Genomic DNA, 12384 nt, shown 5'->3' with positions numbered 1-12384 from the left:
CACAGCGTACTGGTCGGTCTACCTCGATCGGTGGAGCGCGTGTCGCCCGTGCCCGCTGCGTCGGGCGTCGATTCGTTCGGCGTGGTGCCCCCAGAAGGATTCGAACCTTCGCCCCTGCCTCCGGAGGGCAGTGCTCTATCCCCTGAGCTATGGGGGCCAGGAGCGAGAACAACGTTAGCAGTGTTCGTCGGCCCGAGCGGACGGTCCGGCGGGCTCTCGGGCCGCAGGGTGCGACGCCCGAGCGAGGGGTGCAAGCTCGGGGGATGACCAGCAACGAGTCACCGAGCATCCGCGACGTCCTGCGGAAGGCGAAGGTGTTCCCTCCCGACATTCCCGCTTTCGATCCTGACGACACGCCGGAGGCGCCGCTGGAGCTGTTCACCGCCTGGCTGACGACGGCCGTCGAGGGCGGGGTGGTCCAGCCGCACGCGATGACGCTGTCGACGGCCTCGCCGGGCGGGGACGTGACGGCCAGGACGCTCCTCTTGAAAGACGTGGACGACGCGCTGTGGTTCGCCACGTCGTCGCTGAGTCCGAAGGGGCGGCAGCTCAATCGGAATCCGCGGGTGGCGTTGACGCTGTACTGGCGGGAGCAGGGCCGTCAGGTGCGCATCCTCGGTGAGGCGAGCCGCGGACCGCGCGACGTCAGCGCCCGGGACTTCACGGCCAGGCACCCGGACTCGCGCGCCGTGGCGATCGCGCTCCGGCAGAGTGCCCCGATCGAGAGCGAGCAGGATGCCACGGTCCGCTTCGCCGAGGCCAAAGAACGCATCGCGGAGGACGACTCGTTCGCCCCCGACGACTGGACCGCCTACCGGGTCGCACCTACGTCGGTCGAGTTCTGGCAGGCAACGACCGGACGCGACCAGGTGCGGCTTCGGTACGACCGCGCGCCCGACGGCTGGACCCGCACCCGCCTCTGGCCGTGAGCGCGGAGCGCGGGGCCGCTGCGCCGGCGCGTAACAGGGCGACACGTCCGTGCGCCGGGTGGTGTCAGCGGCGAGCATGGACGGCATGACCGTCCCCGCCGCGCAGAGGCGCCTCGCCGTGATCGAGGTGACGCGCTTCCGCCCCCACGCGCCGGAGTACCACGCCTACGTCGACACGCTGAATGCGCGCGTGCAGGGACTCGCCGAGGCCACGGGGTGGGAGGCGACTCGATTCGCCGCGGCCGATCTGGGGGAGGCCTCGCTGCTCGAGCTGACGGATGACGCCTCCGCGATCGCCCTCATGGGCGGTGAGGATCTCGCTCCCGAGTGGTACGGCGGGTCGTCCGGCTACCGTCGCGAGGGGCGCCATTACGAGGAGGCCGACGCCGGCCAGCTCGCCGTTCTGCAGCGCGCCCTCGACCGTGGAACCCCGGTGCTCGGCGTCTGCCGCGGCCACCAGCTCATCAACGTGGCCCTGGGCGGCACTCTCGTTCAGCACCTCGACGGCGACACCGTGCACCTAAACGCCGGAGCTCCGATCGACGAGCTCATGCAGGGGCACGCCGTCGCACTGGACGACGAGAGCAGGATCGCGACGATCCTGGGCGGCAGCGTCGGCGTCCGCAGCGCGCACCACCAGGCGATCGACCTGCTCGGATCGGGTCTGCGTGTCGTGGGTCGCGCATCGGACGGCGTCGTCGAGGCCGTGGAGCACGCCACCGCCCCCGTCACGGGTGTGCAGTGGCACCCGGAAGACCGCAAAGCGCCGGCCGGCCAGCTCCTCCGCCTCCTCGACGGCCTCGCCGACCAGGTGCGCCTGGCCGCCTGAGCTCAGACCTTCGCCTTCAACGTCGCGATGGCGGCGTCGACGAGGGCTCGGCGCCGCCGGGCTCGCCGAAGGTCGGGTCGGCCGACGTGGCCACGACCCAGTAGTCGCTCGTGAACGCTTCCGCCGTTCCGGTTGCGCCGTCGAGGGTGAAATAACCCTCGCCGTCGTAGGTCGGCACCGGGTTGCTGGACACGACCAGGCTGTTCTTCAGCCGGGTCAGGCTCGCCGGCGAGAATTTGCCGACCGCAAGCGTCATCGTCGTGCCGGAGGCGTTCTTCCACGAGCACACCGTGCCGTCGTAGGAGCCGATGACCGCCGCGTCGCTCTTCTTCGGGGCATCGGGCGAGCCGAGCGGGTTCATGCCGGCGTAGGCGGCGTCGACCGTCGCCGCGGGCACCAGGGTGTCGCACGGCATCGTGAAGGTCGAGGCGTCGAGCACGCCCGCGCCGCCGGTGGGGGTGGCGGACGGTTCCGAGTCGCCCGAATCGGAGCCTGCCCCACCGCCCGAGCCGTCTGAGGCGGATCCTGCCTTCGATGTCGCCGACGACGGCGGCGTCGTGGTGCATCCCGCGAGGGCGGTGGCGGCAGCGACGACGAGGGCGCCGACGGCTACGCGGCGCAGGATCGAGACACGAACGGACGAGGATCGGAGGGCCGCGGTCATGCCGACCATCTTTGCGTGTTTCTCCTCGCGAATCGGTGTGAAGCGCGCCCGGTAGGATTGTCGACCGTGACTCCAGCCGAACTCTCCGCGTCCCTGCTCGCCATCGTTCAGGGCGTTGCCGAGCGACGAATCGACGCCTCCGGTGCCGGAGACGTTCCCGAAGTCACCCTCGACGACGTGGTCCTCGAGCGTCCGAAGAATCGCGACCACGGCGATTGGGCCTCGAACGTCGCCATGAAGTTCGCCAAGCGCCTCGGCACGAACCCTCGCGAGCTGGCGACCGACATCGCCGGCGAGCTGTCCGAGGTCGATGGCGTGGCCGGTGTCGACATCGCCGGACCGGGCTTCATCAACATCACCCTCGATGCGGCGGCGGCGGGTGCCCTCGCCAAGTCGATCGTCGAAACGGGCGCGTCGTACGGCAGTGGCCACTACTACGACGGGGTCACCATCGACCTCGAGTTCGTCTCGGCGAACCCGACCGGTCCCATCCACATCGGAGGCGTTCGCTGGGCCGCCGTGGGCGACAGCCTGGCCCGGATCTTCCAGGCGGTCGGCGGCATCGTCACCCGCGAGTACTACTTCAACGACCACGGAAGTCAGATCGATCGTTTCGCCCGGAGCCTCCTGGCCAGCGCCTTCGGTGAGCCCGCTCCCGAAGACGGTTACGGCGGGCTCTACATCTCCGAGATCGCCGCCCGCGTCATCGAGACCTACGACGGAGACGTCGCAGACCTTCCTCGCGATGAGGCCCAAGAGCTCTTCCGCGCCGTGGGCGTCGAGTTCATGTTCGGCGACATCAAGAAGTCGCTCCACGACTTCGGCGTCGACTTCGACGTCTACTTCCACGAGAACAGCCTCCACGAGTCGAAGGCCGTCGAGCGCGCCATCGCGCGTCTGAGCGAGCTCGGTCACATCTACGAGGCCGACGGCGCCACCTGGCTACGCACGACCCAATTCGGCGACGACCGCGACCGCGTGATCATCAAGAGCGACGGCGAGGCCGCCTATATCGCCGGCGACATCGCCTACTACCTGAACAAGCGCGAGCGCGGCTTCGAGCGCAACATCATCATGCTCGGCGCCGACCACCACGGATACGTCGGCCGGCTGATGGCGATGACGGCGGCGTTCGGTGACGAACCCGGTGTGAACCTCGAGATCCTGATCGGCCAGCTGGTCAACCTCGTTCGCGATGGCGAGCCCGTCCGCATGTCCAAGCGCAACGGCACGGTGGTCTCGATGGAAGACCTCGTCGACGCCGTCGGAGTCGACGCGGGCCGCTATGCGCTGGTTCGCTACTCCGCCGACTCCATGATCGACATCGATCTCGATCTGCTGACCAGGCGCAGCAACGACAACCCCGTGTTCTACGTGCAGTACGCCCACGCCCGGACCGCGGCTGTCGGCCGCAACGCCGCCTCGGCCGGAGTCGACCGCAGCGTCTTCGACGCGTCGCTTCTCACCCACCCCACAGAAGCTTCCCTTCTCGGCGCCCTCTCTGAACTGCCGCGCGTCGTCCAGCAGGCCGCCGAACTTCGCGAGCCGCACCGGGTCGCACGGTACGTCGAAGAGGTCGCCGGCACGTATCACCGCTGGTACGACGCGTGCCGCGTCACCCCGCTGGGCGACGAGGAGGTCACCGACGTGCACCGCACCCGCCTGTGGCTCAACGATGCTGCTGGGCAGGTGATCCGCAACGGGCTCGGGCTTCTGGGCGTGTCCGCGCCTGACAGGATGTAGGCATGAGCGACCACCAGCAGGGGGCAGGCGCTTCCGCTTCCGACGACATCGACGCCTTCTTCCAGCCGAACCACTCGGGCAAGCGGCGGCGCGGGTTCACCGTGTTCATGTTCGTGATCATCGGGCTCGTCATCCTCCTGGCCGTTCTCGCGGTCGTGGCCGAACTCGTCGCGCGCAACTACGCCGAGGGCCGGGCCGAGAAAGAGATCGAGTCGTCGCTGCCCGCCGGGACCACAGGCAAGGTGGCCGTGCAGATCCACGGCTTCTCCGTGATCCTGCAGGCTCTGAACGGCAGTCTCGACGACCTCACCCTGACATCGCACGACCTGGTCGTGGGCAAGGTTCCGCTGAGGTTCAGCGCCGACCTCACAGACGTCCCCCTCAAGGCCGGCGCCACGACCGGCCCCGTCGACGCCAGGCTGAAGATCGACCAGGCGGCCCTCAACGCCTCGCCGATCCTGAAAGACGTCAGCGGCTCGGTCGTGCTGGGCAAGGGCACGTTCGCCTACGACAGCTCGATCAACATCCTGGGCCTCGCCCTGAAGTACAAGCTGACGGCCAAGCCCGCCGTCGACCCCTCCGGTACCAAACTCGTGCTCACGCCGACGGACGCGGCGATCACGTCGTCGAACTCGTCGATCGACGTCTCGTCTCTCTTGGCTTACCTGAAGACGAACCCGATCTCGATCTGCGTCGCGAAGTCGCTGCCTAAGGGGGCGACGCTCGAGAAGATCGCCGTCGCCCCGAACCTCGTCACCCTCGATCTCCACTCGAAGGGCCTGCCGCTCTCCGAGTCCGGCCTGACCACCACCGGGAGCTGCTGATGGCCAATCCTCTTGCCCCCGGGTGGCTCGAGGTGCCCGCCGACGCGAATGCCCTGGCGCCCGGCGTGTGGTCCGCGACGGCGACGCGCGACGACTCCGGCGTGCTCGAGCTGGGAGGCGTGTCCGCGAGCGAGCTCGCTGCCCGCTTCGGCACCCCCTCTACGTCGTCGACGAGTCGGATTTCCGTGCTCGCGCCGCGTCGGCCAAGCAGGCCTTCGACACGGAGACGGCCCGGGTCGGCACGTCGGCCAAGGTCTACTACGCGGGCAAGGCGTTCCTGTCGGGCGCCGTCGTGCGGTGGGTGACCGAGGCGGGGCTGAACGTCGACGTCTGCACCGGTGGCGAACTCGCCGTCGCTCTCGCGGCGGGCGTCGACGGGCGCAGGATCGGCTTCCACGGCAACAACAAGTCCCTCGCCGAGATCGATCGGGCCGTCGCAGCCGGGGTCGGCGCCATCGTCATCGACAGCGTGATCGAGATCGACCGCATCGCGGAGGCGGCGCAGCGCCACGGTGTGGTCCAGAACGTTCGCCTCCGGGTCAACACGGGGGTCCACGCGTCGACTCACGAGTACCTCGCCACCGCTCGCGAAGACCAGAAGTTCGGCATCACCCTCGGAGACACACCGGCGGCCGTCACCGCGATCCGCAGCCACGCGGGGCTCCGACTGCTCGGGCTGCACTCGCACATCGGCTCGCAGATCTTCGCGACGGACGGCTTCCGGGAGGCGGCTCGGCGACTGCTGGAGGTGCACGCGTCGCTGCTCGCCGACGGCGACCTGCCCGAGCTGAACCTCGGCGGCGGTTTCGGAGTCAACTACCTGAGCGTCGACGACGCCGCGCCGATCTCGGAGCTCGCGCGCGGAATCGCCGACGTCGTCGCGGCGGAGTGCAGCCGCCTCGCGATCCCGACTCCGGTCATCGCCGTCGAGCCCGGCCGCGTCATCGCCGGGCCTGCGGGCACCACCCTGTACACGGTCGGCACCATCAAAGACGTCACCGTCGGTCTCGACGACGAGGAGACGGCCGTCCGCCGCTACGTCAGCGTCGACGGCGGAATGAGCGACAACGTGCGGCCGGCGCTCTATCGGGCCGATTACAGCGTCAGGATCGCGAGTCGCGTCTCGACCGCCGAGGCGGCACTCGTCCGAATCGCCGGAAAGCACTGTGAGTCGGGCGATCTCGTCGTGCACGCCGACTACCTGCCCGGCGATGTGGCCCCCGGTGATCTCGTCGCCGTCCCGGTGACCGGCGCGTACTGCTGGAGCCTCGCGAGCAACTACAACCACGTCGGTCGTCCGCCCGTGGTGGCGGTGTCCGCGGGTCGGGCTCGAGTCATCGTCCACGGCGAGACCGAGGCCGAGCTCCTCGCCCGCGACGCCTTCCTGGCGACCCCGTACCCGACCTGAGAAGGCGGGGGCGTCGCCGCCCCTGCCTCGTGACAGACCCCAGCAGAGAGAACCACATGATCGAATACCGCAACGTCAAGGTCGCCCTCCTCGGCGCCGGCTCCGTCGGCAGCCAGGTGGCTCGGCTGCTCCTCGAGCAGGGCGAAGAGCTCGCCGGCCGTGCCGGCGCCGGTCTCGAACTCACCGGCATCGCGGTGCGCGACCTCGACGCTCAGCGCGACGTCGAGCTCCCGCGCGACCTGTTCACGACCGACGCGGAATCGCTCATCCTGGGCTCCGACATCGTGGTCGAGCTCATCGGCGGCATCGAGCCGGCGCGCACGCTCATCCTCCAGGCCCTCGGCTCCGGCGCCGACGTCATCACCGGAAACAAAGCGCTGCTCGCGAGCCACGGTCCGGAGCTCTTCGAGGCCGCCGAGCAGGTCGGAGCCCAGCTCTACTACGAGGCGGCCGTCGCCGGGGCCATCCCCATCATCCGGCCGTTGCGCGAGAGTCTGGCCGGCGACCGGATCCTGCGCGTCATGGGAATCGTGAACGGCACCACCAACTTCATCCTCGACCGGATGGACACGCTGGGGGAGTCCCTCGAGGACGCTCTGGAGCAGGCCACGGCCCTCGGTTACGCCGAGGCCGATCCGACCGCCGACATCGAGGGGTACGACGCCGCGCAGAAGGCCACCATCCTGGCCAGCCTGGCGTTCCACACGAGCGTGCCGCTGGTGGCCGTCCACCGCGAGGGCATCACGGGTGTCACCCACGAGCAGGTCGTGGCGGCCCGCAAGGCCGGCTACGTGGTCAAGCTGCTGGCGATCTGCGAGCGCCTCCTCGACGAGGAGGTTTCCGACGGGGTCGCAGCGCGCGTTCACCCGGCCCTCGTTCCGCTGGGTCACCCCCTCGCAGCCGTGCACGGAGCGAAGAACGCCGTCTTCGTCGAGGCCGAGGCCGCAGGCGACCTCATGTTCTACGGCGCGGGTGCCGGGGAGTCGAGACGGCGTCCGCGGTTCTCGGCGATCTCGTGTCGGCCGCTCGCCGCCACGTGATCGGCGGCCCGGGCCTCGCCGAGTCGAACCACGCGGGGCTGCGCGTGCTGCCGATGGGGAGCGTGTCGACCAGCTACCAGATCAGTCTCGACGTCGCCGACCAGCCGGGCGTGCTCGCCACGGTGGCCGGGATCCTCGCCGAGCACGGGGTCAGCGTCGAGACCGTCGAGCAGACCGCCGCACAGCCGGCGTCGTCGGGCGTCACAGGCGAGGGCCCGAGTCCCGCCACCGCTACGCTGATCATCGGAACGCACCGTGCCCGCGAATCGTCGCTGGCTGCCACGGTCGCCGACCTCACCACCGCAGCCGTCGTGAATTCCGTCACGAGCGTGCTCAGAGTCGAAGGAGCCTGATGGCCCACCAGTGGCAGGGTGTCCTGCGCGAATACCAAGGCCGTCTCGACGTCACGGAGGCGACCCCGATCGTCACCCTCGGTGAGGGGAACGCCGCTGATCCCCGCGCGCGCACTGTCCGAGCGCACGGGCGCCACGGTCTACGTCAAGTACGAGGGCATCAACCCGACCGGCTCCTTCAAAGACCGCGGCATGACCATGGCCATCTCGAAGGCCCTCGAGCACGGGGCGAAAGCCGTCATCTGCGCGTCCACGGGCAACACGTCGGCCTCGGCCGCCGCGTACGCCGCCCACGCCGGCATCACGGCGGCCGTCCTGGTGCCCGAGGGCAAGATCGCCATGGGCAAGCTGAGCCAGGCCGTCGCCCACAACGGCCAGCTGCTGCAGATCCAGGGCAATTTCGACGACTGCCTCGACATCGCTCGCGACCTCGCCGCCAACTACCCGGTGCATCTGGTGAACTCCGTCAACAACGATCGCATCGAGGGCCAGAAGACGGCCGCGTTCGAGGTCGTCGACGTCCTGGGCGATGCGCCCGACTTCCACTACCTCCCGGTCGGCAACGCCGGGAACTACACCGCGTACACGCGCGGCTACCGCGAGGACCTCGCCGCGAACCGCACCACGAAGCTGCCCCGCATGTTCGGCTTCCAGGCCGCGGGCAGTGCTCCGATCGTGAGCGGTGCCGTCGTCAAGCACCCGGAGACGATCGCCAGCGCGATCCGGATCGGCAACCCGGCCTCGTGGCAGTTCGCCCTCGAGGCGCGCGAGCTCACCGACGGCTACTTCGGCGCCATCGCCGACGACAAGATCCTCGAGGCGCAGAAGATCCTGTCGCAGGAGGTGGGCGTCTTCGTCGAGCCCGCCTCGGCGATCAGCGTCGCGGGCCTTCTCGAGCGCCACGCGGCGGGGCAGGTCCCGGCAGGATCGACGATCGTCCTGACGGTCACGGGTCACGGCCTCAAAGACCCGCAGTGGGCCCTCAAGACGGCCGACGGCGGCGAGGTCACTCCGACCGTCGTCGGGGTCGACACCGCCGAGGTCGCGAGCGTCCTCGGTCTGGTGCGAGCCTCGGCATGACCGGAGGGCCCGTTGCCGGGCGTCGCGTTCTCGTCAAGGTGCCCGCCACCTCGGCGAACCTCGGCCCGGGGTTCGACACCCTCGGCATCGCGCTCTCGCTCTACGACGAGCTGACGGTCACGGCCACGGGCGAGCCCGGCGCGCTCGTGCACGTCAGCGGCGTGGGCGAGGGCGATGTGCCGACCGACGAGACCAACCTCGTCGTGCGCGCGATCGTCTACACGTTCGAGGCGCTGGGTCAGCCCGTACCCGGGCTGATCCTGCACGCGAAGAACTCCATTCCGCACGGTCGGGGGCTCGGATCGTCCGCCGCGGCCATCGTCTCGGGCGTCATGGCGGCGAAGGGCCTGCTCGAGGGCATCGCGGAGGTCGACTCCTCCACCCTCCTGCGGATCGCGACCGAGCTTGAGGGGCACCCCGACAACGTGGCGCCCGCGCTGTTCGGCGGCCTCACCATCGCGTGGACCACCTCCGACGGCCCGTCGCACAAGCGGCTGCTGGTGCACCGCGGAGTCTCACCGGTGGTCTTCGTGCCCGAGTCGACCCTGTCGACGAAGCTGGCGCGGAGCCTCCAACCGGCCTCCGTCCCGCACGAGGACGCCACGTTCAACGTGTCGCGCTCGGCCCTCCTGGTCGCCGCGCTCATCCAGAGCCCCGAGCTCCTGCTCGCCGCGACCGAGGACCGCCTGCACCAGAGCTACCGCGCCAAGGCGATGCCCGAGACAGACACCCTGATCAGGATGCTGCGGGACGCGGGGCTCGCGGCGGTCGTCTCGGGGGCCGGTCCGTCGCTGCTCGTGCTCGGGAGCGATCCTGCTCAGCGCCTCTTCGCCGCTCAACTCGTCGCGGAACACTCCGTCACCACGTGGCGCGCGTTGATGCTGGCCGTCGATCTCAAGGGTGCTACAGTGGTGCCGCACCCGGTAGAAACCACGTCTCTTACCGATTCGTGAATCCCGGGTTGCACGTTTCTGCAACTCTCACCCAAGCGCGCATCTCACTCCGTCGTAGTGCATCCGTACTGCTTCCGGCGTGAGGAGCAGCGCGCGGCCAGTGCTCAAGGCCTGGCCAGCTCACCCCCGGCGATCCGCACGGGGGAGCGAAAGGAAACCATCTCCCGTGACCGACACGACAACCGACGCCGCTGACCTCAGCGCCCTGCGACTTCCCGCGCTTCAGGCTCTGGCCTCCTCGCTGGGCATCAGCGGAATCTCCAAGCTGCGGAAGGGCGACCTCGTGGCCGCCATCACCGCGGCGCAGGCGAGCGGCACCGACGCCGCCGCTGCTCCGGCTCAGCCCGAGCTCACCATCGACCACCCCGTCACCACTGTCGACGCCCCGGCGGAGACCGCCGCAGCCGAGGGGACGACCCCGGAGGTCGTCATCTCCGAGGCCGCTGCACCCGAGGCGCCCGCGGCCGACATCGTCGCCCCCGCCCCCGCCCCCGCCCCCGCCCGCGCCAAGCGCGCGCCGCGCCGCGCGACGTCCGCAGCCGGCGCTCCCGAGCCCCGCTCGGCCACCGACCACGCCAACCAGGGCGAGTCCGGGGTGCTCGAGCTCCCCGCCGAGACCCCGGTCTCGGTCGAGGTCGAAGCCGCCGCGGCGAGCACCGACACCGATGTCACCGCCACTCCCGTCGAGGGCGATGCTGCAGCCGGCACCGAGCAGAAGGCTCCCGCCGAAGGTGGCCGCCGTCGCCGGGGCTCGCGTCGAGCCAGCGACAACGGTCAGGGTGCCCAGGCAGCCGAGCCCGCCGCCGAGGCGCCTGCCGCCTCCTCGAAGCCCGAGATCACCATCGACCTTCCGCCGCGTCAGTCGCGTGCCGACCGGACTCGTGCCGAGCAGGCGCGTCTCCGCGCCCAGAAAGAGGCCGAGGCTGCTGCCGAGACCGCTGTCGCCGGCGCCGGATCGACCACCGAGACTCCCGCCGAGGCGGAGACCCCGACCGAGACGAGCACCGAGTCGGCCGGCTCCGAGCAGCCACAGCAGCAGGGAGGCGGCCGTCGCAACCGCAACCGCAACCGCGGTGGTCAGCAGAACGGCCAGAACAACGGCGGCCAGAACAACGGCGGCCAGCAGAACGGCGGCCAGAACAACGGCGGCCAGCAGAGCAACCAGCCGGCGCAGAACAACCAGGGCGCCCAGAACTCCAACGGACAGGCGCCGCAGAGCGCGCCGCAGCAGGACGACGACGACCGTCGCCAGCAGGCGAACCAGGGCAATCAGGCGAGCCAGGGCGGCCAGGCGCAGCAGCAGCGTGAAGACAGCGAGGGCGGCCGCGGCCGCAACCGTCAGCGCGACCGCAAGCGCGGCCGTTCGAACCAGAACGACGACTTCGAGCCCGAGATCAGCGAGGACGACGTCCTCATCCCCGTCGCGGGCATCCTCGACGTGCTCGACAACTACGCCTTCGTCCGCACCACCGGCTACCTGCCGGGTGCGAGCGACGTCTACGTCTCCCTCGGCCAGGTGAAGAAGTACCACCTGCGCAAGGGCGACGCCGTGGTCGGCGCCATCCGTCAGCCCCGCGAGGGCGACAACCAGCAGGGTCGCCAGAAGTACAACGCGATCGTGCGCATCGACTCGATCAACGGCCAGACCATCGACGAGGCGTCCAAGCGAGTCGAGTTCAACAAGCTGACCCCGCTCTACCCGCAGGAGCGTCTGCGCCTCGAGACCGAGCCGTCGAAGCTGTCGACGCGCATCATCGATCTCGTGTCGCCGATCGGCAAGGGGCAGCGCGGTCTCATCGTCGCGCCGCCGAAGGCCGGCAAGACGCTCATCCTGCAAGCCATCGCCAACTCGATCGCGATCAACAACCCCGAGGTCCACCTCATGGTCGTCCTGGTCGACGAGCGCCCCGAAGAGGTGACCGACATGCAGCGCACGGTCAAGGGCGAGGTCATCGCCTCGACGTTCGACCGTCCTGCCGAAGACCACACCACGGTCGCCGAGCTCGCCATCGAGCGCGCCAAGCGCCTGGTCGAGCTGGGCCACGACGTCGTCGTCCTCCTCGATTCCATCACCCGCCTCGGCCGCGCCTACAACCTGTCGCTGCCGGCGTCGGGCCGCATCCTCTCGGGCGGCGTCGACTCGTCGGCGCTCTACCCGCCGAAGCGCTTCTTCGGTGCCGCTCGCAACATCGAGAACGGCGGCTCGCTGACCATCCTCGCCACCGCGCTCGTCGAGACCGGCTCCAAGATGGACGAAGTGATCTTCGAGGAGTTCAAGGGCACCGGCAACATGGAGCTCCGCCTCTCGCGCCACCTGGCCGACAAGCGCATCTTCCCGGCCGTCGACGTGAACGCGTCCGGCACCCGCCGCGAAGAGATGCTTCTCAGTCCCGACGAGGTCAAGATCACCTGGCGTCTGCGCCGTGCCCTCGCCGGTCTCGACCAGCAGCAGGCTCTCGAGATCGTTCTCCGCAATCTCAAAGAGACGCAGTCCAACGTCGAGTTCCTCGTGCAGGTCCAGAAGTCGGTTCCCGCGACCAACGGTCACAAAGAAGACTGAT

The 12384-nt window shown here is 69.7% G+C and carries 7 protein-coding genes, 1 tRNA gene and 3 pseudogenes; 9 read left to right on the top strand and 2 right to left on the bottom strand.

Annotation, left to right across the window (positions count from 1 at the left end; all coding sequences use genetic code 11):
* Window positions 1–82 precede the first annotated feature (82 nt).
* A tRNA-Arg gene (locus QUE79_RS15835) sits at window positions 83–157 on the bottom strand.
* Window positions 158–263: 106 nt separating this feature from the next.
* Between QUE79_RS15835 and QUE79_RS15830 the strand changes: the two genes are divergently transcribed.
* The gene (locus QUE79_RS15830; RefSeq protein WP_286343912.1) at window positions 264–929 is read left to right on the top strand and encodes a pyridoxine/pyridoxamine 5'-phosphate oxidase; all 666 of its coding nucleotides are present in this window, start codon (window positions 264–266) and stop codon (window positions 927–929) included.
* 85 nt (window positions 930–1014) lie between these two features.
* Complete coding sequence (locus QUE79_RS15825) at window positions 1015–1758, top strand: gamma-glutamyl-gamma-aminobutyrate hydrolase family protein (protein ID WP_286343911.1); 744 nt, start codon at window positions 1015–1017, stop codon at window positions 1756–1758.
* Window positions 1759–1774: 16 nt separating this feature from the next.
* Here QUE79_RS15825 and QUE79_RS15820 read toward each other — a convergent pair whose 3' ends face one another.
* On the bottom strand, window positions 1775–2422 hold the full coding sequence (locus QUE79_RS15820) for a hypothetical protein (protein WP_286343910.1): 648 nt from the start codon (window positions 2420–2422) through the stop codon (window positions 1775–1777).
* A gap of 66 nt (window positions 2423–2488) precedes the next feature.
* On the opposite strand from QUE79_RS15820, the gene argS reads away from it, so the two are divergent.
* The 7 genes and pseudogenes from argS (at window position 2489) to rho (ending at window position 12383) form a co-directional block, all read left to right on the top strand.
* A complete protein-coding gene (gene argS, locus QUE79_RS15815) occupies window positions 2489–4165 on the top strand; it encodes an arginine--tRNA ligase (protein ID WP_286343909.1) in 1677 nt (558 codons plus the stop codon).
* Window positions 4166–4167: 2 nt separating this feature from the next.
* Window positions 4168–4989, top strand: coding sequence for an LmeA family phospholipid-binding protein (locus tag QUE79_RS15810; protein WP_286343908.1), 822 nt, complete (start codon window positions 4168–4170; stop codon window positions 4987–4989).
* Window positions 4989–6397: pseudogene (gene lysA, locus QUE79_RS15805) on the top strand (diaminopimelate decarboxylase). The gene QUE79_RS15810 and the pseudogene lysA overlap by 1 nt, the downstream one beginning before the upstream one ends.
* Before the next feature lie 56 nt (window positions 6398–6453).
* Window positions 6454–7790 (top strand): annotated as a pseudogene (locus QUE79_RS15800) (homoserine dehydrogenase).
* Window positions 7790–8870 (top strand): annotated as a pseudogene (gene thrC / locus QUE79_RS15795) (threonine synthase). Before QUE79_RS15800 ends, thrC begins: the two co-directional pseudogenes overlap by 1 nt.
* Complete coding sequence (thrB, locus tag QUE79_RS15790; RefSeq protein WP_286343907.1) at window positions 8867–9823, top strand: homoserine kinase; 957 nt, start codon at window positions 8867–8869, stop codon at window positions 9821–9823. The pseudogene thrC and the gene thrB overlap by 4 nt, the downstream one beginning before the upstream one ends.
* Before the next feature lie 166 nt (window positions 9824–9989).
* The gene (gene rho, locus QUE79_RS15785; RefSeq protein WP_286343906.1) at window positions 9990–12383 is read left to right on the top strand and encodes a transcription termination factor Rho; all 2394 of its coding nucleotides are present in this window, start codon (window positions 9990–9992) and stop codon (window positions 12381–12383) included.
* The last annotated feature ends 1 nt before the right edge of the window (window position 12384 follow it).

It is taken from the genome of Frondihabitans sucicola (assembly GCF_030296615.1).
Taxonomy (GTDB): Bacteria; Actinomycetota; Actinomycetes; order Actinomycetales; family Microbacteriaceae; genus Frondihabitans; species Frondihabitans sucicola.
Note: the sequence above shows the minus strand (reverse complement) of the source record. Positions and strands in the feature narration are given on the sequence as shown.

What these genes read in the sequence shown, in the direction of transcription:
- QUE79_RS15825 (WP_286343911.1), top strand. Translation starts at nt 1,015, where the DNA reads ATGACCGTCCCCGCCGCGCAGAGGCGCCTCGCCGTGATCGAGGTGACG.
- thrB (WP_286343907.1), top strand. Translation starts at nt 8,867, where the DNA reads ATGACCGGAGGGCCCGTTGCCGGGCGTCGCGTTCTCGTCAAGGTGCCC.
- QUE79_RS15820 (WP_286343910.1), bottom strand. Translation starts at nt 2,422, where the DNA reads ATGACCGCGGCCCTCCGATCCTCGTCCGTTCGTGTCTCGATCCTGCGC.
- QUE79_RS15830 (WP_286343912.1), top strand. Translation starts at nt 264, where the DNA reads ATGACCAGCAACGAGTCACCGAGCATCCGCGACGTCCTGCGGAAGGCG.
- QUE79_RS15810 (WP_286343908.1), top strand. Translation starts at nt 4,168, where the DNA reads ATGAGCGACCACCAGCAGGGGGCAGGCGCTTCCGCTTCCGACGACATC.